The organism is Serratia sp. Sp408 (genome assembly GCF_057180665.1).
Map to the genome: position 1 here is coordinate 444,268 of NZ_JBXUFT010000001.1, position 23,240 is coordinate 467,507.

The 23,240-nt window shown below is 56.3% G+C and carries 22 protein-coding genes; 6 read left to right on the plus strand and 16 right to left on the minus strand.

Annotation, left to right across the window (positions count from 1 at the left end):
• Positions 1 to 18: 18 nt before the first annotated feature.
• A complete protein-coding gene (ansP, locus tag AC2AXP_RS02215; RefSeq protein ID WP_484381642.1) occupies positions 19 to 1,485 on the minus strand; it encodes an L-asparagine permease in 1,467 nt (488 codons plus the stop codon).
• A 558-nt stretch (positions 1,486 to 2,043) separates the two neighbouring features.
• The gene (locus AC2AXP_RS02220) at positions 2,044 to 2,481 is read right to left on the minus strand and encodes a PACE efflux transporter (RefSeq protein WP_430298947.1); all 438 of its coding nucleotides are present in this window, start codon (positions 2,479 to 2,481) and stop codon (positions 2,044 to 2,046) included.
• A 134-nt stretch (positions 2,482 to 2,615) separates the two neighbouring features.
• Between AC2AXP_RS02220 and AC2AXP_RS02225 the strand changes: the two genes are divergently transcribed.
• A complete protein-coding gene (locus tag AC2AXP_RS02225; RefSeq protein WP_430298948.1) occupies positions 2,616 to 3,497 on the plus strand; it encodes a LysR family transcriptional regulator in 882 nt (293 codons plus the stop codon).
• Positions 3,498 to 3,572: 75 nt separating this feature from the next.
• Here AC2AXP_RS02225 and AC2AXP_RS02230 read toward each other — a convergent pair whose 3' ends face one another.
• Complete coding sequence (locus AC2AXP_RS02230) at positions 3,573 to 4,139, minus strand: DedA family protein (protein WP_004965659.1); 567 nt, start codon at positions 4,137 to 4,139, stop codon at positions 3,573 to 3,575.
• Positions 4,140 to 4,431: 292 nt separating this feature from the next.
• Here AC2AXP_RS02230 and pbpG point away from each other — a divergent pair, with 292 nt between their 5' ends.
• Positions 4,432 to 5,361 (plus strand): D-alanyl-D-alanine endopeptidase, encoded by a 930-nt coding sequence (gene pbpG / locus AC2AXP_RS02235; protein ID WP_039992828.1) that lies wholly within the window; start codon positions 4,432 to 4,434, stop codon positions 5,359 to 5,361.
• A 367-nt stretch (positions 5,362 to 5,728) separates the two neighbouring features.
• Entirely contained in the window at positions 5,729 to 6,646 is a 918-nt protein-coding gene (locus AC2AXP_RS02240; RefSeq protein WP_004965652.1) for a DUF808 domain-containing protein, read from the plus strand.
• 36 nt (positions 6,647 to 6,682) lie between these two features.
• On the opposite strand, the gene AC2AXP_RS02245 is transcribed toward AC2AXP_RS02240, so the two are convergent.
• The 3 genes from AC2AXP_RS02245 to AC2AXP_RS02255 form a co-directional block, all read right to left on the minus strand.
• Complete coding sequence (locus AC2AXP_RS02245; RefSeq protein ID WP_039992344.1) at positions 6,683 to 7,234, minus strand: GNAT family N-acetyltransferase; 552 nt, start codon at positions 7,232 to 7,234, stop codon at positions 6,683 to 6,685.
• A 152-nt stretch (positions 7,235 to 7,386) separates the two neighbouring features.
• Entirely contained in the window at positions 7,387 to 8,415 is a 1,029-nt protein-coding gene (locus AC2AXP_RS02250; RefSeq protein ID WP_004965649.1) for a MerR family transcriptional regulator, read from the minus strand.
• A gap of 135 nt (positions 8,416 to 8,550) precedes the next feature.
• Positions 8,551 to 9,363: a MetQ/NlpA family lipoprotein gene (locus AC2AXP_RS02255; RefSeq protein WP_430298949.1), complete on the minus strand. Its 813-nt coding sequence runs from the start codon at positions 9,361 to 9,363 to the stop codon at positions 8,551 to 8,553.
• Between the two features lie 248 nt (positions 9,364 to 9,611).
• Between AC2AXP_RS02255 and AC2AXP_RS02260 the strand changes: the two genes are divergently transcribed.
• A complete protein-coding gene (locus tag AC2AXP_RS02260) occupies positions 9,612 to 11,447 on the plus strand; it encodes a hypothetical protein (protein ID WP_484381392.1) in 1,836 nt (611 codons plus the stop codon).
• An 89-nt stretch (positions 11,448 to 11,536) separates the two neighbouring features.
• On the opposite strand, the gene AC2AXP_RS02265 is transcribed toward AC2AXP_RS02260, so the two are convergent.
• The 3 genes from AC2AXP_RS02265 to AC2AXP_RS02275 all read right to left on the minus strand — a co-directional run bounded on the left by AC2AXP_RS02265 (position 11,537) and on the right by AC2AXP_RS02275 (position 13,477).
• A complete protein-coding gene (locus AC2AXP_RS02265; RefSeq protein WP_198772841.1) occupies positions 11,537 to 12,361 on the minus strand; it encodes a DUF1460 domain-containing protein in 825 nt (274 codons plus the stop codon).
• Positions 12,362 to 12,470: 109 nt separating this feature from the next.
• A complete protein-coding gene (locus AC2AXP_RS02270; RefSeq protein WP_004965644.1) occupies positions 12,471 to 13,010 on the minus strand; it encodes a GNAT family N-acetyltransferase in 540 nt (179 codons plus the stop codon).
• A complete protein-coding gene (locus AC2AXP_RS02275) occupies positions 13,010 to 13,477 on the minus strand; it encodes an acyltransferase (protein WP_004965641.1) in 468 nt (155 codons plus the stop codon). Before AC2AXP_RS02275 ends, AC2AXP_RS02270 begins: the two co-directional genes overlap by 1 nt.
• A gap of 203 nt (positions 13,478 to 13,680) precedes the next feature.
• Here AC2AXP_RS02275 and AC2AXP_RS02280 point away from each other — a divergent pair, with 203 nt between their 5' ends.
• Positions 13,681 to 14,271, plus strand: a complete 591-nt coding sequence (locus tag AC2AXP_RS02280; protein ID WP_004965639.1) for a Yip1 family protein — start codon at positions 13,681 to 13,683, stop codon at positions 14,269 to 14,271.
• A gap of 59 nt (positions 14,272 to 14,330) precedes the next feature.
• Here AC2AXP_RS02280 and AC2AXP_RS02285 read toward each other — a convergent pair whose 3' ends face one another.
• From AC2AXP_RS02285 to AC2AXP_RS02305, 5 genes are all read right to left on the minus strand, one after another.
• Positions 14,331 to 15,182: a DMT family transporter gene (locus AC2AXP_RS02285; RefSeq protein ID WP_004965637.1), complete on the minus strand. Its 852-nt coding sequence runs from the start codon at positions 15,180 to 15,182 to the stop codon at positions 14,331 to 14,333.
• Between the two features lie 433 nt (positions 15,183 to 15,615).
• Entirely contained in the window at positions 15,616 to 16,989 is a 1,374-nt protein-coding gene (locus AC2AXP_RS02290; protein WP_484381393.1) for an NAD-dependent succinate-semialdehyde dehydrogenase, read from the minus strand.
• A 165-nt stretch (positions 16,990 to 17,154) separates the two neighbouring features.
• Entirely contained in the window at positions 17,155 to 18,873 is a 1,719-nt protein-coding gene (gene dld, locus AC2AXP_RS02295) for a D-lactate dehydrogenase (RefSeq protein ID WP_198772839.1), read from the minus strand.
• 35 nt (positions 18,874 to 18,908) lie between these two features.
• The gene (gene map / locus AC2AXP_RS02300) at positions 18,909 to 19,703 is read right to left on the minus strand and encodes a type I methionyl aminopeptidase (protein WP_004965631.1); all 795 of its coding nucleotides are present in this window, start codon (positions 19,701 to 19,703) and stop codon (positions 18,909 to 18,911) included.
• A complete protein-coding gene (locus tag AC2AXP_RS02305) occupies positions 19,700 to 19,903 on the minus strand; it encodes a ParD-like family protein (RefSeq protein WP_004965629.1) in 204 nt (67 codons plus the stop codon). The genes map and AC2AXP_RS02305 overlap by 4 nt, the downstream gene beginning before the upstream one ends.
• A gap of 170 nt (positions 19,904 to 20,073) precedes the next feature.
• Between AC2AXP_RS02305 and ddlA the strand changes: the two genes are divergently transcribed.
• Positions 20,074 to 21,180 (plus strand): D-alanine--D-alanine ligase, encoded by a 1,107-nt coding sequence (ddlA, locus tag AC2AXP_RS02310; RefSeq protein WP_004965627.1) that lies wholly within the window; start codon positions 20,074 to 20,076, stop codon positions 21,178 to 21,180.
• Between the two features lie 43 nt (positions 21,181 to 21,223).
• On the opposite strand, the gene AC2AXP_RS02315 is transcribed toward ddlA, so the two are convergent.
• Both AC2AXP_RS02315 and AC2AXP_RS02320 read right to left on the minus strand, forming a co-directional pair.
• A complete protein-coding gene (locus AC2AXP_RS02315) occupies positions 21,224 to 22,006 on the minus strand; it encodes a transporter substrate-binding domain-containing protein (protein ID WP_004965626.1) in 783 nt (260 codons plus the stop codon).
• A 33-nt stretch (positions 22,007 to 22,039) separates the two neighbouring features.
• Positions 22,040 to 23,194: a methionine aminotransferase gene (locus AC2AXP_RS02320; protein ID WP_484381394.1), complete on the minus strand. Its 1,155-nt coding sequence runs from the start codon at positions 23,192 to 23,194 to the stop codon at positions 22,040 to 22,042.
• Positions 23,195 to 23,240: the final 46 nt, after the last annotated feature.

Consider the following 23,240-nt stretch of genomic DNA (forward strand, 5'->3'; position numbering starts at 1 on the left):
CCCCGGATAACCCGGCGCTTACTGCTGGGGCTGCTCTTCGTGCGCCTGTTGTTCCAGTTTGACTTCCGCTGCGCGTTTGCGCAGACCGAACCAGCCCAGAATCAGCAATATCGCCAACACCGGAATGGTACCAACCGTCCAGGTGCCGTTCGGGTAATCGAAGGCCATCATGATCACCACCACCAGCAGGAACAGCAGCGTCAGCCAGGAGGTGACCGGCGCCCCCGGCATCTTGAAGGAAACCGGTTTGGCTTTGCCTTCTTTGATAGCCTTACGCAAACGCATCTGACAGACGATGATAAATGCCCATGAGCTGATGATGCCCAGCGAGGCAATGTTCAGCACGATCTCAAAGACTCGCGACGGCACCAGATAGTTCAGCAGTACGCCGATCACGTAAATGCCACAGGTCACCAGAATACCGGCATACGGCACTTGCTGGCTGCTCATCCGGGCCATGAATTTCGGCGCCGAGCCGCCCATCGACAGTGAACGCAGAATGCGCCCGGTGGAATACAGCCCCGAATTCAGGCTGGACAGCGCGGCGGTCAGCACCACGATATTCATGATGGTACCGATGTACGGCACGCCAAGCTTGCTGAAGAAGGTGACGAACGGGCTTTGACCGGCCTGATAGGCGTTCCAGGGCAGCAGCATCACCAGCAGCACCACCGAACCGACATAGAACAGACCAATACGCCAGATCACGCTGTTGACCGCTTTGGGCAACATTTTTTCCGGATCCTTGCATTCACCGGCCGCGGTGCCGATAAGCTCGATACCGGCAAAGGCAAAGATTACTCCTTGCACCAATACCAGCGCCGGTAGCAGGCCGTGTGGGAACATGCCGCCGTTATCGGTAATCAGGTGCAGACCGGTGTTGTTGCCGTCAATCGGCGTACCGACGCCGAGGAACACCACGCCCACCACCAGAAACAGCGCAATCGCCACCACTTTGATCAAGGCAAACCAGAACTCCATTTCGGCAAACCATTTCACGCCGATCATGTTCATGGTCGCGACGATACCCAGCGCGCACAGCGCAAACAGCCACTGCGATACGTCGGCGAAGGTACCCCAGTAGTGCATGTACAGCGCCACCGCGGTGATATCGACGATGCCGGTCATCGCCCAGTTGAGGAAGTACATCCAGCCGGCGACGTAAGAGGCTTTTTCGCCGAGAAATTCGCGAGCATAAGACACAAAACTGCCGCTGGTAGGGCGATGCAGCACCAGTTCGCCCAACGCACGCAAAATAAAGAACGAGAAGATCCCGCATACCAGATACACCAGCGCCAACGCCGGTCCGGCCATTTCGAGGCGCCCGCCGGTACCAAGGAACAAACCGGTGCCGATGGAGCCGCCGATGGCGATCATTTGTATTTGCCGGTTGCCCATACTTTTGTGATAACCGGATTCATGTGAGTCTAACCAACGTCTTCTCGCCGCGTGCTTGTCATGCGCCGACTTTGTGTGTGATTTCATCATCCGTCCTGTTTTTCCTGTCTATCGTTGAGTTTGCTCTGACTGCAAGCAAACGATTGCTATTGGCAATCGCATGAGAATGAGGTCATGGCGTCATTCTGCTGTTTATTGTTTGTACATCTGCCATTAAATAACGGCGGAGCATGCTACCTTTTCTGTTTAAATGAGGCAAAAGTTCCCTGCACGAAATCGTGAATAATTGTGTTTATTATTTGTTAATTGAATGAAATGATATATTTATCAAAAGGATGAAATATGTATAAAAATATTATCGATAAATAGAATAATGTGATGAGTATCGCAAAAATAAACCGCATTTTCGTCGGGGAAATAATACGGTGGCAGTAGGATGCTTGTTATAAAATATATTTGTCTGATATTTAAAACTGGTGACAAGGGAGAATATTAGCCACCTTAGTAATCAGCAGTTTCTGCTGGAGAGAGAAGGGGATCCGTCAGTTCATGTTGGCAAGCAGGGCAACGGTGGCGGTGAGTCGCGCGGGCTTGGCAGATTAACCGAGACGTGGCGCATCGTCTGGCTGCGCCACGGCCGGTGGTTCAGGCGGTTTCTTCTGCTGGCAATGCCGACGCCGGTAAGCCAAACAGTTTATCGAATGCCCAGTTATAGACGAAGGTGTAGCAGGGGATAATGACAATCAGCGCCATATCCAGCAGCAGCGCCTGCCACAGTGAAATCTCCATCCACCAGGCAATCAGCGGTATCAAATACACCACCAGCGTCAATTGAAAACCAACCGCATGGGCAATGCGGCGCTTGACCGTACGGGTGCGCGACGCCTGGCGACTTTCCCAGAATTCAAACAGGCAGTTGTAGATGAAATTCCAACTGACCGCGATGGTAGTGATCACCACTGCCAGCGGTCCGGTACTGCTGGGGGCGCTGCCGGACAGCAGCGCCAGCCCGAGCGCCGAAATTGCCATACCGATGATTTCATAGGCGGTGATATAAACCAGTTTGCGTTTAACGCCTTGCATGGTGCCTTGCTCCTTTATTTTTGGCCAATAAGCGGATCGCCGGGTGACGGCCGGCCAACGGACGGCTAAGATAGCGTCAATACTATTGATAGAAAAAGTCAGGAGCTGTCAGATTTACTGATAGATTGGCTGTTATGAATTTTTCCAGTGACAATATTGAGCTGTTTCTGGCGGTGCTCGATCGCGGTTCGTTTTCCGCAGCCGCCCGGGCGCTACGACGCGTACCATCGGCGGTCAGCATGGGCATTGCCAACATGGAGGCAGAGCTGGGGTTTCAGCTGTTCGACCGCTCGCATCGCGAACCGGTGCCGACGGCGATGGCTCTGGCGTTGGCGCCGCATGCGCGGCTGATTGCCGACCAGCTGAAGCAGTTGCATATCCACGCTATCGAGCTTTCGCAAGGGCTGGAAAGCACCTTGTCGATCGGCGTGGCGTCTGACATTAACAGCAGCGCGTTGCTGACGGCGGTAACCACGCTTGCCGAACATTATCCGCTATTGAATATCGAAGTGCTGACTGCGCCACAGGACGACGTGTTGCATATGTTGCATCAGGGGCGGGTGGGCGTTTGCCTGGCGTTCGGTGGTTTGAACGTCAATATCAACGAGCAGTTTCACTTTGTCGGCAGTGAATCGCTGATCGCCACGCTATCGGCGCAACATAGCGCGTTGCGGCATGCCGATGCGGCGCTGTACCTGGAGGATCTGGTCAATGTGCGGCAAATCATCATCGCCAGCCGCGACTTGCCGATGGCCGATCTGCGGCCGCGGGTGGCGGAATCCTATTGGCGGACCGACAGTTTGCAGATGGCGCTGAACATGGTGGAAGCCGGGTTGGGCTGGGGTAACTTCCCGCAGTCGCTGATCGCTCCGCTGTTGGCGCAGGGGCGGCTGACACGCCTGAAATTCAAGAATACCAAGAACGCGCTGCGGTTGCCGATCCACCTGATCTGGTTGAAGCATCAGCCGCTGGATAAAGCCGCCCGCGAGCTGGTGGCACTGATGCGTCAGCAATAACCGGCCGGTGGTTCACCGGCGTTATCCGATTATGTACTGGCATGACTCGGGCTGACGCTGATGCTGAATAAATGACTATTCATTTGCATGGCGGCGGCGCCACCAATAGCGCAGCAGCCAGATAAGGGCAACCGCCACGACCACCAGCAGCAGAGCGGAGAACTTTTTGTCGATGCCGGCAAGAAAGCCTTCCATTGCCTGCCCGCCAAAGTAGCCGATCAGCACAAAAATCGTTGCCCATAATAGTGCCCCGAGCAGATTCAACGGGATAAAACGCGACGGCGGTAATCGACTGGCACCGATCAATACCGGGCCGATAATGCGAAAGCCGTACATGAAACGCACGCCGATGACAAACAGCATCGGATGGCGAGCGATCAGTTTTTGCGCGCGCTCAATGCGCTGCTGCTGGCTCTTCAAGCGGGCGATCGCCTTGCCGCCAAAACGCCGGCCGGCGAAATACAGCAGTTGATCCCCCAACGTGCCGCCAAGCGCCACCACCGCCAACACCCAGGGCAGTTGCAACAACCCTTCATGCGCGGCCATGCCACCGAGCATGGTAATGGTTTCCCCTTCCGCCAGGCAGCCGATGAATAACGCCCAGTAACCGTAATCCGTAATATAGTGGGCCAGTTCGTTCATCCCAGACTCCTTGTATTGCCGACAGTTGGCGTTAAGTATACGCGTCAGTGTGACAACCGGGCAGATTGACGGTGCGCCATCGGCCCAGCGACTGGGCTTGATCGACTGCGGCCAGCGGCGCTGTCACTTTTTAACGCAGGCCGACAAGCCCGCCAGACTGGCGCTTTGTGCCTGTTTGCCGCCGACAGAATTTGTCACAAATAGGCGCGCATATTCACAGTGCCAAGACCCTAGTGCTAATTTATACTTCCTCGCAGTTTCTCAAGCTATCCCCTCTATCTGTGACAGAGTAATTCATGTGAAAATCCGAGTTTTGGTTCTGACCCTATTGGCATTGCAGTCTGGCGTGGGTTTGGCGCCACGCGCACTGGCCAGCGAAAGTGCTACCGCTCTGCATGCCACCCAGCCTGAGCTGGCCTCTGGCAGCGCGATGGTAGTGGACATGAGCAGTCATAAAGTCCTTTATGCGCGTAACCCGGATGAAGTGGTGCCGATTGCCTCGATCACCAAGTTGATGACCGCCATGGTGACGCTGGATGCGCATTTGCCGCTCGATGAGATGTTAACGGTGGACATTCATCAGACGCCAGAAATGAAAGGCGTCTATTCCCGCGTCAGGTTGAACAGTGAAATCAGCCGCAAGGATATGTTGCTGCTGGCGTTGATGTCGTCGGAAAACCGTGCTGCCGCCAGTCTGGCGCACCATTATCCTGGCGGATATAACGCGTTTATCAGCGCGATGAACGCCAAGGCCAAGGCGCTGGGGATGACCCGAACTCATTACGTTGAACCGACCGGTCTGTCGATTCACAACGTGTCTACCGCGCGCGATTTGAGCAAGCTGCTGCTGGCCACCAAGCAGTACCCGCTGATCGGCCAGCTCAGCACCACCACCGAACGCATGGCGAGCTTCAAGGATCCCAATTACACGCTGCCGTTCCGTAACACCAACCATCTGGTGTATAACCCGAAATGGAATATCCAACTGACCAAGACCGGTTTTACCAATCAGGCTGGTCACTGTCTGGCGATGCGTACCATGATCGGCAACCGCTCGGTGTCGCTGGTGGTGCTGGACGCGTTCGGCAAGTACACCCACTTTGCCGATGCCAGCCGACTGCGCAGCTGGATTGAAACCGGCAAGGTGACGCCAATTCCGGCCGCCGCGCGCGATTACCGCCGTCAGAAGGATGCACGTCTGGCGAGCAACGCCGCCGAATAAGCCGTATCCCGGCCCGGATTGCCACGGGCCGGCCATCTCCTGCCGCAAGATGTTCTATGCTTAATCAAACGCTGGCTGATTCATAAGATAGCCACGCATCCGTTGTTAAATCCCGTTATGCTTACAAGGTATTGCTTTGTGAGATTGGTGACAAAGTCGACCGTTGGGGCGAGATACCCGGACCTGACGCAGCCAGGGGCATGCTGGGACAGATCCCGGTGTGCCGGTGGTTCAAGTTTGCTCCCGGCAAATTTGTCCGACGGTTGATGCCGCAACGCGCCCAACGGCACGTTCTCCCGACTCTTTGACGTTGTCGGCAGTCTGGCTTTGTCGCATTTGATTTTCTTTTTGATAAGGATGACCCAAATTGGCCGGAAGTAGCTTACTGACTCTGATTGATGACATCGCTTCGTTGCTGGACGATGTCTCGCTGATGACCAAAATGGCGGCTAAAAAGACCGCCGGGGTGTTGGGGGACGATCTGGCGCTGAATGCGCAGCAGGTCACCGGGGTAAAAGCCGATCGTGAATTGCCGGTGGTATGGGCGGTGGCGAAAGGCTCATTGATCAACAAGGCGATTCTGGTACCGCTGGCGCTGCTGATCAGTGCCTTCGCGCCTTGGGCGATTACGCCGTTGCTGATGGTGGGTGGCGCCTACCTGTGTTACGAAGGTTTTGAAAAGGTGTTCCATAGCCTGACGCATAAAAAGGGCGAAGGGGAGCACAGTGAACCGCTGAACCTGAATGAAGACGTGGCGGCCTTTGAACAGCGCAAGGTGAAAGGGGCGGTACGCACCGACTTTGTGCTGTCGGCGGAAATCATCGCCATTACGCTCGGCACCGTAGCCGCTGCCAGCTTCAGCCAGCAGGTGATCGTGCTGTGTGGCATCGCCATTGTCATGACCGTCGGCGTGTACGGCATCGTTGCCGGCATCGTCAAGCTGGACGATCTGGGGTTGTACCTCAGCCGCAAGACCAGCTCGCTGGCGCAGGCGGTTGGTCGGGCCATTGTCGGTGCGGCGCCGTATCTGATGAAAACCCTGTCGATCGTCGGCACCATCGCCATGTTCATGGTCGGCGGCGGCATTTTGACCCATGGCTTGCCGTCAGTGCATCACCTGTTTGAAGACTGGGCGTCGCATATCACGGTGATGCCATCATTCGATCACATTGTGCAGGGCGTGGTGCCTTCGCTGCTCAACGTGGCGTTCGGCTTTGTTGCCGGCGGCGTGGTGCTGTTGCTGGTATCGACCCTTGGCGCGATCCGCGGCCGTTTCAAAAACTGACCCGACGTGCGGCAGGGCGCGTCCGTGCGCTGTCGCCTACTCTGCCAGAGTGGTATTCCCTGCTGCCAGTGCCCGCTGCATCAGGTGGGTATCGCGCCAGCAACCGAACTTGAAGCCGACGGCGTTCAAGGTGCCAATGCTGGCAAAACCCAGTTTGCGATGCAGCTCCAGTGAGCCGAGATTGTTTGCCGAGTCGCCGACCACTGCCAGCATCTGGCGCCACGGGCCGCGTTCGCAACGGGCAATCAATGCGCCAAGCAGCGCTTTACCTATGCCTCTGCCCTGCATGCCGGCGGCGATATACACCGAATCTTCCACGGTAAACCGATAGGCGGGGCGCGGGCGATACGGCGTGGCATAACAATATCCCACCACCTGACCCTCCAGCTTCGCCACCAGCCATGGCAACCCGGCAGACCGCACGCTATCGTGGCGCTGTTGCATTTCTGCCAGCGTCGGTGGCGTTTCTTCAAATGAACCTGCGCCATGCAACACATGGTGACGATAAATATCTGCCACGGCGACGAGGTCTGCCGGCGTGGCATCGGTAATCGACAGCAGCGCCTGCGGCATTGCGGAAAGTGACATGGTATATCCTGTTTACTGAATGAAATCAGACGGGAAACCATTATGCGTGCTGCCAAACGACAAGGTAAATTGCTCTTTGTTATCGCGTTATAAGCAAGCGATCTGACCGCCGGGGAGGCCGTTACCCGCCACGGCGAGTAACGGCGGGAAACCTATTGGCCGCGCATCAGGTTGTTCACCGCCTGGCGCAGATAGGTCAGCAGCGCCGGCGTCAGCCAGGTGCCTTCGCTCAGCGTTGGTTCCTGCTCCATCGCCTGGCGGATTTTCATCTGCGTTGCCGGGTTGTCGCCGGCATAGGAACGGAACAGCGCCAGCCACTGGGACGCCAACTGGCGGGCGTGCTCGCCATCTGGGGGGACGCCGTCGTCAACCGCCTGTTGAAAGCTGGCGATCAGCGCCGGCCATTCCTGCATCCGATCAAAATAATGCCGGCGCACGTAGGCATATTCCTCGGCGGACAGGTATTTTTGGTAAATCGCCAATTTGGTTTCGGCAAATGCCCGAGTAATGTAATCGGTCATTGCCGGCGTAATGCCGGTTTGCTGGCGCATGGACGGTTCGTCGGCGTGCATGGTATTCAGGCGGGTAAGAAACGCCGGATTGCCGGCGGTGTCGCGTTCCAGCGTCACCATCCAGCGCCGTGCGATGGCTTGCGCCTGCGGATCCTGCGCCGCAACGCCGTTTTGCATCAGTTGGCGCACCTGCTCCACCATGGATGCCCACTCCTGCTGACGCTCGGCGTCAGGGTGGTAGAACGGCAGTTGCGTCAATTCGTCAGTGGTAAAATACTTGTCGTACATGGTCATTAACTCCAACGTGGTCAGCCAGTCGTTCAGCGCCGGTTCATTGCCAACGGTCAGCTGTGTGTGCAGCTGCTGCAAGCGATGGCGCAGCGTGGCGATCTGTGTCAGTTGCCGATCGAGCATGGCAATCTGCTTTTCAATCACCGCCGGCAAAGCCAGCTCCGAACGTGCCAGAATCGTCCCGACTTCCGCCAGCGTAACGCCCATACGGCGCAGCGCCTGTATCTGATGCAGACGGGTGACATCAGCACGGTTATACAAACGATAACCGGCGTCGGAACGCGCCGAAGGGACCAGCAGGCCAATATTGTCGTAATAATGCAGGGTGCGAACGGTAATACCGGAGCGGCGTGCCAGTTCACCGACTTTCAATAACATGCTGTATTCCTCCCTTATGCGTGCAGAAAGACTACAGCCTGACGTAACGTCAGGGTCAAGCGGAGGATCGCCATTTTTTTTGTCCGGCTATCGGGGGGCTGAATGCCACCCCGATAGCCGATCGGGCGTTGCGGTTTACCAGCCCTTGACGGCGCCGCCGTTAAACAGGGTGGCCGCGGCGTTGGCGACCTCGTCCGACTGATAGGCTTTCACGAAGTTTTGCACGTTTTGCGCGTTTTTATGGTCTTCGCGCGCTACCACGATATTCACGTAGGGCGACTGTTTATCCTCAATGAAAATACTGTCTCGGGTGGGCGACAGGCCGATTTGATTGATATAGGTGGTGCTGATGATCGCCACCGCCACCTTGGCATCGTCCAGCAGGTGCGGCAGCTGCGCACCTTCCAGTTCCATGATGCGGTAATTGTGCGGGTTGGCGCTGATGTCCAAAGCGGTCGGCAGCAGCCCTTTACCTGATTTGAGCGTAATCAGGCCGGTTTTTTGCAACAGCAGCAGCGCGCGGCCAAGGTTGGTGGGATCGTTGGGAATGGCGATGGTGGCGCCGTCCGGTAATTGGCTGACCGAGGCGTATTTTTTCGAATAACCGGCCATCGGGAAGACGAAGGTGTTGCCGACCGCAACCAGCTTGTAGCCATGATCCTGGTTCTGCTGTGCCAGGAATGGCCGATGCTGGAACACATTGGCATCCAGCTCGCCCTTGTCGGTGGCATCATTGGGCAGCAGCGAACCGCTGAATCCCACCAGTTCGACCTCCAGGCCGTATTTTTCCTTTGCCACCCGTTTGGCCACTTCGGCAACGTCCTGCTCGGCGCCGTTGATCACGCCGACCTTGATATGGTTTTGATCGGACTTTTGCTCACAGCCTTGCAGTAACACCGTTGTCGCCAATGCGGCCGCCAATGCGCCGTACCGCCAGTTAATCGCCATCTGTCACTCCCTGAAAAAAACAAGAAAATCAGTCGTTTTGTCCTGACAGATAAGCGCAGCCGCGTTGGGAAGTCAAACCCGGCCTCAGCACATTCGCTTATAAATAATAAATACTCGATATAAATTCCATCACCTTGTTCTGTCATACCTCAGCAAACAGCAGATGGTCGTTTAAGAAATATGTTTCGATATAGTTAATTTCCCTGTCCGAGAAATACGTCTCTGACAATATTATTAAGGGATAAACTATGTCATTGCCCGTATTAAGTGCCACTTATTATGTACCAACGTTGAATGATGTTGCGGTGAATACGAGTGACGTGGAGGAGATCGTTGTCACGGATAGTTTTACTGGCGGCAGATTTATTAAGAAAGTGTCCAGCCCGACGGTTGATCGTTGGGATGTTGACGGTGTGATTTTGATAAAAGATGCTAACAATACGATTTGGGAGCGTATTTATGATGACTGTGTCGATCCCGAATGGTGGGGAGCCAAGCCGTTTTACCGCAACAAGGCGGGAGAGTTTGTTAATGACGGTTATGACAACGCCCCTGCCTTTAACCGCATGCTGACATGGCTAATTGATACGGCATCAGGGGCGCACATCAACTGGACACCCAAACCAGCGGGAGTGCGCTTTAAGGGGAACCGCCAATATGGTTTGGACACTCCTGTCATTTGGAACACACGTATCAATCTTTATGCTAACGGTGGCGCCTTATTCGCCAATGAAGGATTTAACCAGGATGTAAATTCACCCAAGGCATTATTGCGCCTGTATAACGTGCAAAACCGCCCGACTATCGAATGTACCCTGGAAAAGATAGAAATGTATCCATGCAGCCCCGATCGTATCGATAGTGGTACGATCAACCAGGGCGTAATGGCGATGCTGTTTGATGGTGAAGGTACTGCCGGTGATTTTCGCTTTTGTCGCTGTGTTGTTAGAGAGGCGAAATTTTATCAATTCAGAACTGCACCTGCGGTAAAATATGGCGCACGCGCTTATTTAATTAGGTTCTATGACTGTTATTTCTCGCAGAATGCTGGGGGGGATGTTTATTTCCCCGCTGGGATTGCTGATGCAGGTGAAAACTTCAGCTACACCAATTGTATTTTCGGTAATGGTGGCGCAATTAATCTCGAAGGCGGTGGGCATAACTTTGTCAATTGCTCAATTGATTATCAAAAAGTTGCTTTTTTAATTCATAATGCCCGCGTTTGTATGATAGGCGGTCACGTGGAAATTAACAGTAGCAATGATAAGAGTCGGATCGTTATTACTGGAACCGGGAGTTTTACTGCCATGGGGACCAAGTTCTATGGCACTACAAATACTCCTATCATCGCTCCGTCTTATTTTGATGCTCAGCAATACCATAGTAAAGTCATCTTGCAGAGTTGTGAGTTTCAGACTACTTACGGATACGCGTCCCTGTTGTCGGGTAACGGCCAACTGAAAACGAAAGATTGTTTTATGGTTGACCAAAATCAATGTCAGATATTGCAACCATTGACATCCAAAAATAATCGAATGCACAAGGTACAAACGGCGGAACAGGTGACCTCTTATTTGGCAACTTTGTATGGTTATGCATTTACAGCCGCCAATTATCTAGTGCAAATGGTGGATGCACCCACAGGGTCCGGTTTTATCGGTCGGGTGATAGAAATCAGAAAAACGACGATAACCAGCGGAAGCCAGCGCATAGCAATTCCCATGTCAATGGGTGAAGGGCGGGTGCCGTATTGCGATATACAAGTGATGGGCACGACAGCATTTACTACTACGGCGGGGTATGCGTTCTCTGGCGAAGGGGTACGGAGTTCCTCATCTCCTGCCGGATATTATTTCTCTAACCTGAAAAATACTTGGAATTATGGTTCGGCCAATATTACAACCTCGCCAACGACGCCAATCAGTATGTTTGGCAATGCCAGCGATTTTAATATTGGCAGCGGGCAGATACCGCGTAACATCGCTGATAATAGCCAGCAGTGGCTGTTATTCTACATTGACTTATCCAATTTACCACTTAATGGTTCGCTATATATTGGTAATATTAACTTTAATGTTCTGTAACATGACAGACTAAAGGCTCGCCCGTTTTTAACCGGGCGAGTCTTGGTTATATTTAAGCTTTATTAACGGAAAAATATAATTTGCTAACATTAAAGCGGCCGCAGAACCACGATGCCGGGGGTGGCAATTACATAGTCGATAAAGGGTGAATCCACCACCCGGCGGTTATGTTCGCGCGAGGAGGCATTGCGCAGTACCGGACCGCTGGGGGTCATGACGTAGATACCGACGTGGCTGACGTCCAGCCCGGGCAGATTGCTGTAAATGCCGATATAGTCGCCGGTACGCAACTGACTCAGCAGATGGTCGTCAACGTAACCGCTGGGGATATAGCTGATGGCACGTGTGACGTTTGGCAAGCCGGGCAGGTATTGGCCGCCGTCGGCTTTGTGGTTCAGCGTCTTGTGCAGCGTGACCGCCTGCGGGCTGAGTTGGGTGCTAATGTCTTTGGCGCTGGCGTGCGGCGGCTGTGACCAGTCGCTGAAGAAATGTTTGCGGGTCAGGAAACCGATCTCGCCGTTGACGTAACGCGCAGTGGTCAGCTGGTGGATAAACTGCGGGTAATCCTCGGCGTTGCGCAGCGCTTCAACGTAATCCAGCAAGGTGAAGCAATCCAGCGCGCGAAAATCAATCGTCAGCCGTTCTGCGTTGCTGGCGGAGCCGATCAGCCTATCCGCCAGGTAAGGCGTGTCGAGAAACTGTTGTGAAATCAGGGCAATGCGTTGCCCATCGTTCAGCGAGGGCTGCGAATTGCGCAGGGCGAGTATGGCGTCGATCTTGGCACGCGTTAAAGGGTCAATATTCACCTGGCTGTCCGTGGATTGTGTGGGTTGCGGGGCGTGGGGGGCAAGCGGTGGCTGCCCGGCGCATCCGCCCAATAATAGCATTAACATCCATTGTGCTGCCTTGCCCATGTATCCCCCGCCGGTGGCCTGTGGTGTCGAATGATGGTAATTATCACTCCACCGTGACGGATAAAGTCTACACCATGACCAAACCACCGTGCGTTGATACCACCTGAGGCTAATATCCGACCTGATTGTTGAAGGGCAAATACCAAAATAGCGCGATTTCATGGTCGGCGATATCTGGCTGGCCGCGGTACAGCAAGCGATCGATTCCCCCCAGGGTAAAACCGTAACGCTGATAGCAGCGGCAGGCGGTCAGGTTGTTATTTTGCGTTTCCAGCATCAGGCCGGCGGTGTCGCGCTCGCGCGCCCATTGCTGCGCCGCATTCAGCAGCGCGGTACCGATGCCGCGCCGCCGTGCCTGGCGGCTGACCGCCACCTCTTCAATCAGCGTGTAATCGTTCCAGTTTTTGCTCAGCGTAATATGGCCGACTGCTACGCCGCGCTGACGGGCAAGAAAGGTATCGCCTTCGTCATTGACGAACGGCGCCAGCGGGTAGTTTTTGCGAAACGGTACCACCGGCAGCATTGGCCACTGTTCCAGCGGTGTGTCAAAGCAGGGCTGGGCGTACTGTTCGACGTAAAAGGTAAAATCGTTATCTTCCAGATAACCCATAGGCAAGTCGGTGATGCGTTCAATCACGATCTCGCTCATTACGGCAACTCCCGCAGCAGTTTGGCCGGATTGCCGGCATAGATACCCTTGCGCGTGATATTTTTTGTTACCACCGCGCCTGCGCCGATCACCGTGCCGTCGCAGATATCTACCGCTAAAATGGTCGCACCGGAACCGATAGATACCCGATTGCCAATCTGCGAGCGTCGCCAGTTCTCGGCATTGGCGTCCGGCGCGCCCTGCTTGAACAGATCGTTGGCAAACATCACGCCATGACCAACAAAACAGTCCTCGCCAAGCGTGACGTATTCGCAAATAAAACTGTGCGATTGAATTTTGCTGCGTGCGCCGACGGAGACGTTTTTTTGTATTTCGACAAACGGCCCGACAAATACGTCGTCCCCCAGATAGCAGCCGTACAAATTGCTGGGTTCAACCACCATTACGTTTTGCCCGACCTCAACGTCGGCAATACCGCTTTGGCGGGTACGAAGTTTTGGCGTCATGGTATTTCCTCCCAAAGTGCTAACAGTTTGATTATAGAGTAAACGGCCCGACGAACCCGCGCCCGCGAACGTTTTTTCAACAAAAGACTATAATATTGTCAGGGGGAGAGCCCTGTGGCCGCTGTCCTCAAGCGGATCAATGTCCGTCAGAGGTGTGTTTCTCCTCGCCGAGTGCGGCCTACGGCGAGATGAGGAGGTGTTTCATGGTTAATCATGTTTGGGGGCTGTTGACTCATCCCAACACCGAGTTCAAGGAAATTCAGCGCGAGAACGAAAGCGTCTCGCATCTTTATACCCACCACGTGCTGTTAATGGCAGCCATTCCGGTAATCTGCGCGTTTATCGGCACCACCCAACTGGGCTGGCTATCCGGTGACGGACATGCCATTCAGCTGGATATGTTTACCGCCTTGTATACCGCGGTGGCCTTTTATCTGCTGATGCTGGCGGGTGTGGCGGTGATGGGCAAGGTGATCCACTGGATGGCTCGGCGTTATGAATCCCGCCCGAGCCTGCATCGCTGCATGGTGTTTGCCGGCTATGTTGCCACGCCGATGTTCCTCAGCGGCCTGGTGGCGCTGTATCCGGTGGTATGGCTATGCCTGTTCGTCGGCGTTGTCGGCCTGTGTTATTCTGGCTATCTGCTGTATCTGGGCATTCCGCATTTCCTGGGCATCGACAGTCGGGAAGGGTTTATCTTTTCGAGTTCCACCTTCGCCATCGGCATTCTGTTGCTGGAACTGCTGCTGGGTCTGACGGTGCTGATGTGGGGCTACGGTGTCTGGCTGTTTTGACCGTTACTCCCTGCCGGTGAATCGCCGCGCATGCCGGTTTGGCATGCGCGGCTTGTTGCTTATGCCTTACGGAACACCAGCATCACGCCGCAGACAATCGCCGCCATGCCGGCCAGGCTCAGCGCTGCCAGACGGTGGCCGAGCAGCAGGTAATCCAGCAACGCGGTGACGGCGGGGATCAGATAAAACAGGCTGGTGACCTGCACCAGATTGCCACGCTGGATCAGCCGGTAAAGCAGCAGCGTGGCCAGTACCGAAATCACCACCGCCATCCACAGCAGCGCTACCAGCAACGCCGGTTGCCAGTCGATGTGTTGCGGCGTAAACGGCATTGCCGCCGTGCACACCAGCAGCCCGATGGCATACTGCAACGGCAGCACCGCCAGCGGCGGTTGATCCATCCCTTTTTGTAGCAGCGTACCGGCGGTCATGCAGCCCAGGGCGATAAACGCGCAGGCGATGCCGGCCGGCGAGAAATGCGCCACCATCACGCTCTGATATACCACCAGCGTCAATCCCCCCAGCGCCAGCAGCAGGCCAACTGCGCGCAGCCCGGCGCAGCGCCGTTCGGTAATGACCTGAGTGAGGATCGGCTGGACGCCGAGCAGGGTCGCCAGCACCCCGGGGGTGATGCCCAATTGCAGCGCCAGCAGATAGGCCGTTTGGTAACTGCCGATCATCAGCAGGCCGACAAGCGCGACCCGCCAGCGGCTGCCGGGCGCCGGTAATAACCGCCGTTGCCACAGGCCGAGCGCGATCAGCAGCGCGAGCGCAATCGCGCAGCGCAGGCTTAGAAATGCCAGAGCGGAGGCGTGCTCCAGCCCCATACGCGAGAAGATGGCACCGCTGCTCCACAGCAGCACGAACAGCGTTGCCAGGCCGGCATTGGCCGGCTGAGAGATAATTCGCATTCAATTTCACCTGTCAGGGAATAACAGACTCCGGCGCAGACGACGCGTTAGGTCATACGCAATCAGGTAACCGGAGGGATAAATTCAGTGTGGATTTAACGCACTACCACGCGGCGCGGCGGTGAAACCACGCCAGCCGTGACGGCGACCACGACAGATGAAACGGCAGGAGGGGAGACGCAAACACAGGGCACAACGGCGGCCGGGAAGGTCGCTGATGCTGGATCGGTTGCCGGTGTGAAAGCGTTCATTGAGATGCCCGTCAGGATGGATTTAACCAGGTAAACAACCGACGGTGTCTCAAGGCGAAGCGTGGAATAGCGCTAGACCCGGAACACCACCAGCGGTGATTAAAGTAAATTATGCGTTCTGGCGCTGGTTTGCAACAATAAATTAACAGCACGCTCCGCAAAGAGAGTGCTGTAGAGGGCGGTTAGTGGCGACTGACCACCACCAGTTTCTGGTTAACGAATTCCTTGATGCCCAAATCCGACAGTTCACGGCCAAAGCCGGAGCGTTTCACGCCGCCGAACGGCAATTCTGGTGCGGTATCGGTCAGCGAATTGATATACACCATACCGGTTTCAATGCGCGAGGCCAACCGTTTGGCGCGCTCGATATCGCCGCTGAATATCGCGCCACCGAGGCCGTAGTGCGAGTCGTTGGCCAGTTGCACCGCGTGGTCATCGTCTTGCACCACGTAAACCTGTGCCACCGGGCCGAAGAACTCTTCGAAATAGGCCGGATTTTCCCGGCTGATATTGGTCAGAATGGTGGGTTGAAAGAAATTGCCGTCATGCTGCGGCGCCTCGCCGCCATAATGCAGCGTTGCACCATGATCGACGGCGTTTTTCACCTGTGCGATCAGCCCGTCGAGCGCCGATGTTGACGATAACGGCCCGAGTGTGGTGGCTTCATCCAGGGGATCGCCGAGGGTGACCGCGCGGAAGCGCGCGGTAAGTTTTTGCAAAAATGCCTCGGCGACCTGCTGATGCACGATAAAACGCTTCGCTGCGGTACACACCTGTCCGGCATTGTTCAGCCGCGCCTGGGCGCCCACCGTTGCCGCTCTGTCCAGGTCGCAGTCGTCGAGTACCACAAACACGTCATTACCGCCGAGCTCCAGCGTGGCCTTCTTCAGTTTTTTCGCTGCCTGTGCGGCAACGATGCTGCCGGCCTTTTCCGAGCCGGTGAGTGCCACGCCCTGTACCCGTGGGTCGGCGATGATATTGGCCACCTGATCCGCTGAAATAAACAGATTGGTATAGGCACCCTGAGGGGCTCCGGCATCCAGCAGCAGCTGTTCAAACGCAACGGCACAGTTAGGCACGATGCTGGCATGCTTGACCATCACCGGGTTGCCGGCGGCCAGGTTCGGTGCCAGTACGCGCATCAGTTGATAATAGGGAAAGTTCCACGGCTCCACCGCCATCAGCACGCCAATCGGATGATGTTCCACCCAGGCTTCGCCGAGGCTGGAGTCATAGCGTACCGGTGCCAGGAACTGCTTGGCATGCTCCGCGTAATAACGGGCGATTTGCGCGCACAGGGCGACTTCACCGCGGCTTTGCTTAATCAGCTTGCCCATTTCCACGCTGGCGATCTTCGCCAGTGCTTCCTGCCGGCTGTCGATCAGATCGGCCAGTTTATGCAGTACCGGCAGGCGTTGCTCGATCTCGCCCTTCGCCCAGGTGGAATGGTACAGTGCGCCGGCCTGCGCCAACGCCTGTTCGATTTGTTGGTCGCTGTGCGGCGTATATGCTTTGATCAACTGATTGTTAAACGGATTGATGGTCTGGTATGCCATGAAATAGCTCCTTTCGTCGTGCAGAATGGCGCAAACGCAATGACGCAGGAATAGCTGCCGCGTCCATCATCAAGTTTAGGTCAACGGCGTAGGGGGAAACTGGCGGGCATCGGCAAATTGCTGCCGCTGCCCCGTATCACCGGGTTACAGCGGCAGACGCAGATGTTACCGGGTATTGCTGCCCCAGTTTTTCAGCTTGCTGGTTTTACCCAGACCAGGGTTGAAACTGTTGGTGGGATCGGCCTGCTGATAGAAGGTTTGTAACGCCGGTTTGGCGTAGTACAGGTGGCCGACGTTATGCTCGGCCGGATATTCCGCGCCACGCCGATCGAGGATTGCCAACATCTGCTGTTTCAGTTGGTGCGTGTCGACGCCTTTCTTCACCACGTAGTCCTGATGGAACACGTGACACATAAAATGGCCGTAATACAGTTTGTGCACCAGTTGGCTGTCGATTTCCGGCGGCAGCGTTTCGAACCATTGGTTGTCGTTGCGGCGCAGCGCGATGTCCAGCGCCAGAATATCCTCCACCTTATCGGCATGTACCGCGTGGTAACGCACCGCGGCGCCCGCGGCGGCAAAGCGATGCAGGAAGGCTTTTTTGCCTTCGTCGGCGGTACAGACAAAAAAGTCGCCGTCGGCGCTGGCAAAGTAGTGCTTCAGATAGGCATAGGCCTCTTCGGTGCCGGCGCCGGACATTTTCAACAGCAGGTGGTGTTCAAACCGCTCGCGATATGCCTTCATGCGTTTCGGCAGGTGACTGGGGGCCAGATGGCTCAACCCCTGCATCAGGCGGTCGGTCAGGTTGTGCGGCAGCAGCGGCAGTTTGTTGAACGTGGCATCGACGCGGCCCTTGAGGGTAAAAAAGCGCGGCATCTGGTCGGTGCCGAGCTTGTCGATCATCAGGAACGTGTCTTTGCCGTAGGTTTCGGCGATGTCAAAAATGTCCCGATGCATATACTCACCGGCCACCGGCAGGTTTTCGAACTGGCTCAGCATATGGCGACGCAGTTCGGTCAGTACCGCCGTGTCGTTGGTGCCGATATAAAATACCTGTTCCTGCGTTTCCTTTTCGAAGGTGTCGAGCCGCACCGCGAACACCGCCAGTTTGCCGGCGCAGCCGGAGGCTTCGTATAACCGGCGCTGGTCGGCGTTGAAGCGCGAAGGGGTGTCGGCATCCACGTCGCGCACCCGTTCGGCGTATTCGTTATCCGACGCGCGCAGCTCGCCGTACTCCACGTCCTGCGGACGGTAATCGCCCTGTTCCAGCCGGGTGAGAATTTCTTCCGGCGTATCGCCAAGCCGGATACCCAGATGGTTGACCAGCCGCAACTGGCCATCGGCGCCCAGTTGGGCGTACAGCGCCATTTCGGTGTAGGCCGGGCCGCGTTTGACCAGCGAACCGCCGGAGTTGTTGCACACGCCGCCGATCACCGACGCGCCGATACAGGACGAACCGATCACCGAATGCGGCTCGCGGCCATAGGGCTTTAGCAACTTTTCCAACTGGTTCAGCGTGCTGCCCGGAAAGCCGACCACCTGCTTGCCATTATCCAGCACCTGGACATGATCGAGCCGCAGGGTGCTGACGATCACCACATCGCGATCGTAGTCATTACCGCTCGGCGTAGAGCCTTCGGTCAAACCGGTATTTGCCGCCTGCATGATGACAATCTTGTCGGCAGCGACGCAGGCCTGGAGGATTTGCCACAGTTGCAGTAATCGGGTGGGAAACACCACCGCCAGCGCGTTGCCAACGCCGGAGCGGAACCCCTTACGGTAGCGTTCGGTACTGCGTGCGTCGGTCAGCAGCTGCGGGCCGCCGACGATGTTTTTCAACTGACTGATAAAAGCCTGCTTTTCGCTGCTGGCGGACTGCGTCATGCCGATCTCCCTGTCACGTTATCTTGGCGTTCGGATTAATAGCGTTCTGAAAACCCGTTCTGACGTTCTTCTTCACGCAGCGTCAGAATTTCCACTCCGTCGGCGGTGACCGCCACGGTGTGCTCCCATTGGGCTGACAGTTTTTTGTCGCGGGTGATCACCGTCCAGCCGTCTTTCTTCTGTTTGATACGGCGATCGCCCTGGTTAATCATCGGTTCGATGGTAAATACCATCCCTTCCTGCAACGTCATGCCGGCACCCGGTTGGCCGAAGTGCAGCACCGCCGGCTCTTCGTGCATCTCGCGACCGATGCCGTGGCCGCAATATTCACGCACGATGCTGTAGCCGGCCTGTTCGGCGTGTTGTTGTATGGCATGGCCGATATCGCCCAGCGTCGCGCCCGGCTTCACCGCGCGGATGCCGGCCCACATCGACTGATAGACATTGTTTACCAGCCGTTTGGCAACCGGCGACGGTTGGCCGATGCAATACATTTTGCTGGAGTCGGCGATATAGCCGTCGTTTTCCAGCGTGATGTCGACGTTGACAATCATGCCGCTGCGCAGGATTTTGCTGGCGGACGGGATGCCGTGGCACACTACTTCGTCGATCGAGGTGTTCAGCACATAAGGGAAATCGTACTGGCCTTTGCTGGCCGGGCGCGACTTCAGCTCATTGACGATGAACGCCTCGGCGCGGTCGTTGATCTCCATGGTGGAGATGCCTTCACGGATCGCGCCATCAAGCATAGCAAACACCTTGGCCAACAGTGCGCCAGAGTGCCGCATTTTGGCAATCTGTTCCGGCGTCTTGATCACAATCTGTTTCACCCGACAATCTCCTTCAGCGTCAGCGCGTTATCTTTCATCATTTTCTTGACCAGTTGTGGATAGGTCAGTTCCGGGTTGAATTCGGCCAGCATGCCGATCTTGATCCAGTATTCGGCCTGCGCGTTGATGGAACGCGTCATGGTCAGGCTGGCAAGGCGCAGATCGTCGTGCAGGGCGTCGGTGATTTTCACAATCCCCATCTCGGTGCTCCCTCAGTGGAAAATATACGAATTGTATACGCTTCGTATGGTGGCGGTGTGGCCGTTTGTGGCGTCGGAATTTTCTGCTCGGCGCCGATTGCCGTGGCCTGGCAATGCGTCTATTGTGTTTGTCGAGGTATTGGCATCACTTTTTTAGAAGGATTTCTGGCGTGACTAAACTGCGTGTTGGGGTAATTTTTGGCGGTAAATCGGCGGAGCATGAGGTTTCACTGCAATCGGCCAAAAACATTGTCGATGCTATCGACAAGGAAAAATTCGAGGTCACGCTGTTGGGGATCGACAAGCAGGGGCAGTGGCATATCAACGACGCGTCCAATTATCTGTTGCATGCGGAAAACCCGGCGCTGATCGCGCTTAACCATTCCAATAACAATGTGGCGCTGGTGCCCGGTCAGCAAAGCCGGCAACTGATCGCCGCCGACGGCGCCGGTGCGCTTGGTCAGCTTGACGTGGTGTTCCCGATCGTACACGGTACGCTGGGCGAAGACGGTTCGCTGCAAGGACTGCTGCGCATGGCCAACCTGCCGTTCGTCGGCGCGGGCGTGCTCGGTTCGGCGGTCAGTATGGACAAAGACGTCACCAAGCGCCTGCTGCGCGACGCCGGGCTGGCGGTAGCACCGTTTGTTACGCTGACGCGCGCCAACCGCAACAAATACGATTTTGCGCAGTTGAGCGAACGCTTGGGATTGCCGCTGTTCGTCAAGCCGGCGAATCAGGGCTCGTCGGTTGGCGTCAGCCGGGTACAGGATCGCCAGCAGTATGAGGCGGCAGTCGCGCTGGCGTTCAGCTTCGATCATAAAGTGCTGGTGGAGTCGGCGATCGTCGGGCGTGAAATCGAATGCGCGGTGCTGGGCAACGATCAACCGCAAGCCAGCGTGTGCGGCGAGATTGTGCTGAACGATGAATTCTATTCCTACGACACCAAATACATCAACGAGCAGGGCGCTCAGGTGGTGGTGCCGGCGGCCATTTCCGAGGCGGCCAGCGACAAGATCCGTCAGGTGGCGCTCAAGGCGTTCCGTGCGCTGGACTGCCTCGGTATGGCGCGTGTCGACGTGTTCCTGACGGCGGACGATAACGTTATAATTAACGAAATCAACACATTGCCTGGATTCACCAACATCAGCATGTACCCGAAACTGTGGGCCGCCAGCGGCGTGGACTACCGGCAGTTGATCACCAGGCTTATCGAACTGGCGCTGGAGCGCCATCAGCAGGATCGCGGGTTGCAAAGCTCGGTGTTTGAGCGCGCATAACGCGGCTATGTCGCCCCTCGGTCGCTGGCCGAGGGGCAAAATGCTACTTCACCGTGACGTCGATGTCGCCGAAATACTTCTTCGCCAACGCCTGCACCGTACCCTGTTGCTGCACCTGGGTAATGGCCGCATCCAACCGCTGTTTCAATTCCCGCTCGTCTTTGCGCAAACCGAAGGCGATGCCGGAACCGAAGATTTTCTCGTCCTGTACCGCGTCGCCGACAAAGGCGAAGCCCTTGCCGTCTGGGTGTGCCAGGAAGCCGCTCTGCCCAGCAGGTGCCATGATCAGCGTAGCGTCGAGGCGACCGGCGGTCAGATCCAGATAGACCTGGTTCTGATCCTGATAAGCGACGACCTCCACGCCCTGCGGCGCCCAATGAGCTTTGGCGTAGTTTTCCTGAATCGACCCTTGCAGCACGCCGACGCGTTTGCCGGCCAGTGCGGTGGCGTTTGGCGTCAGGCCGCTATCGGCTTTGGCGATCAGGCGGTTTGGCACCTGATAAATCGCCTTGGTGAAGTCGATAGCCTGCTTGCGCTGTTCAGTCACGTTCATCGCCGAGTTGATGACGTCGAACTTACGCGCCTGCAGCGCCGGGATCAGGCTGTCGAACGAGGTTTCTACCCAGCTGCACTGCAGCTTGGCGGCGGCGCACACCGCATTGCCCAGATCGATATCAAATCCTTCCAGCTGACCGCTGGCGGATTTTGACTCAAACGGCGGGTACAGCGCCTCTACGCCAAAGCGCAGGCCATGCTCGGCGGCCAGGGTAGAACCGGCGGCCAACAGGCAGCCGGCGGCGATCAGCGTTTTCAAAGTCGTTTTCATCAGTGCCCCTTTCCCATGGTGAGATACGGTCGGTTATACGCGGTGCAGGCGACGGGCGCCTTCCAGCAGGGTCTCGTTATCTTTGGAGAAACTCAGTCGAATGATGCCGGTATCGCTGCCGTCGCTATAAAACGCCGACAGCGGCAGGGTGGCGACTTTGGCTTCGCGGATCAGCCGCACCGCAAAATCGTTGTCGCTTTCCTGGCTGAAGCCGCTAAAGCGCGCCAGCATAAAGAAACTGCCGCGGCTTGGCAGCAGCTGCAGACGCGAACCCTGTAACGCGGTCGCCAGCAGATCGCGCTTTTGCTGATAAAACGCCGCCAACCCCAGGTACTGTTGCGGATCTGCCAGGGCGTTTGCAAAGGCGTATTGCATCGGCGTATCGGCGGAGAACACCATAAATTGGTGTACTTTGCGTATTTCCTCCATCAACGCTGCCGGCGCCATGCAGTAGCCGACGCGCCAGCCGGTGACGTGGTAGGTTTTACCGAAGGAGGAGACGATCACGCTGCGTTCGGCCAGCTGTGGATGGCGGGCCATGCCGTGGTGGATTTCGCCGTGGAATACCACATGTTCGTAGACTTCATCCGACAGGATGATGATATCGGTGTCACGCGTCAGCGCCATCAACCGCTCGATGTCATGCTGGTCGAACACGCTACCGGTGGGGTTATGCGGGCTGTTGACGATAATCATACGGGTTTTGCCGTTGATGGCGGCAGCCACCCGCTCCCAGTCAATCTGCAGGTTATGCAGTGACATGGCGATCGGCACCGCGGTGGCGCCCTGCAGGCGCACGATCGGCGCATAGCTGTCGAACGCCGGTTCGAAATAAATCACCTCATCGCCGGCGTGCACCAGTGCGCTGATGGCGGAGTATAAACCTTCGCTGGCGCTGGCCAATACCGTGATTTCATCGTCAGGGTGGTAACGTGCGCCATACAATCGTTCAACTTTGTCGGATAATGCAGCGCGCAATGCCGCCACGCCGCTCATGGGCGCATATTGATTATGACCTGCGCGCATGGCTTGCGTCACATCCGCGATCAACTGTGGGGCACAGGCGAAGTTGGGGGCGCCCTGTGACAGGTTAAGCGCCTGATGTTCGGCGCTCAATTGGCCGATAACGCTGAAAATGGTGGTGCCGACGTCGGGTAATTTCGAACGCGGCGAGCAGGCGCTGAGCATGGCGTCTCCTGGCAACGGTGAGAGATTGAGTGATTAAGCATCAGTC

Coding starts and splice junctions, on each gene's coding strand:
- ansP (WP_484381642.1), bottom strand. CDS start 1,485: ATGAAATCACACACAAAGTCGGCGCATGACAAGCACGCGGCGAGAAGA.
- AC2AXP_RS02220 (WP_430298947.1), bottom strand. CDS start 2,481: ATGCAAGGCGTTAAACGCAAACTGGTTTATATCACCGCCTATGAAATC.
- AC2AXP_RS02225 (WP_430298948.1), top strand. CDS start 2,616: ATGAATTTTTCCAGTGACAATATTGAGCTGTTTCTGGCGGTGCTCGAT.
- AC2AXP_RS02230 (WP_004965659.1), bottom strand. CDS start 4,139: ATGAACGAACTGGCCCACTATATTACGGATTACGGTTACTGGGCGTTA.
- AC2AXP_RS02245 (WP_039992344.1), bottom strand. CDS start 7,234: ATGTCACTTTCCGCAATGCCGCAGGCGCTGCTGTCGATTACCGATGCC.
- AC2AXP_RS02250 (WP_004965649.1), bottom strand. CDS start 8,415: ATGTTATTGAAAGTCGGTGAACTGGCACGCCGCTCCGGTATTACCGTT.
- AC2AXP_RS02255 (WP_430298949.1), bottom strand. CDS start 9,363: ATGGCGATTAACTGGCGGTACGGCGCATTGGCGGCCGCATTGGCGACA.
- AC2AXP_RS02260 (WP_484381392.1), top strand. CDS start 9,612: ATGTCATTGCCCGTATTAAGTGCCACTTATTATGTACCAACGTTGAAT.
- AC2AXP_RS02265 (WP_198772841.1), bottom strand. CDS start 12,361: ATGGGCAAGGCAGCACAATGGATGTTAATGCTATTATTGGGCGGATGC.
- AC2AXP_RS02270 (WP_004965644.1), bottom strand. CDS start 13,010: ATGAGCGAGATCGTGATTGAACGCATCACCGACTTGCCTATGGGTTAT.
- AC2AXP_RS02275 (WP_004965641.1), bottom strand. CDS start 13,477: ATGACGCCAAAACTTCGTACCCGCCAAAGCGGTATTGCCGACGTTGAG.
- AC2AXP_RS02280 (WP_004965639.1), top strand. CDS start 13,681: ATGGTTAATCATGTTTGGGGGCTGTTGACTCATCCCAACACCGAGTTC.
- AC2AXP_RS02285 (WP_004965637.1), bottom strand. CDS start 15,182: ATGCGAATTATCTCTCAGCCGGCCAATGCCGGCCTGGCAACGCTGTTC.
- AC2AXP_RS02290 (WP_484381393.1), bottom strand. CDS start 16,989: ATGGCATACCAGACCATCAATCCGTTTAACAATCAGTTGATCAAAGCA.
- dld (WP_198772839.1), bottom strand. CDS start 18,873: ATGACGCAGTCCGCCAGCAGCGAAAAGCAGGCTTTTATCAGTCAGTTG.
- AC2AXP_RS02305 (WP_004965629.1), bottom strand. CDS start 19,903: ATGGGGATTGTGAAAATCACCGACGCCCTGCACGACGATCTGCGCCTT.
- AC2AXP_RS02315 (WP_004965626.1), bottom strand. CDS start 22,006: ATGAAAACGACTTTGAAAACGCTGATCGCCGCCGGCTGCCTGTTGGCC.
- AC2AXP_RS02320 (WP_484381394.1), bottom strand. CDS start 23,194: ATGCTCAGCGCCTGCTCGCCGCGTTCGAAATTACCCGACGTCGGCACC.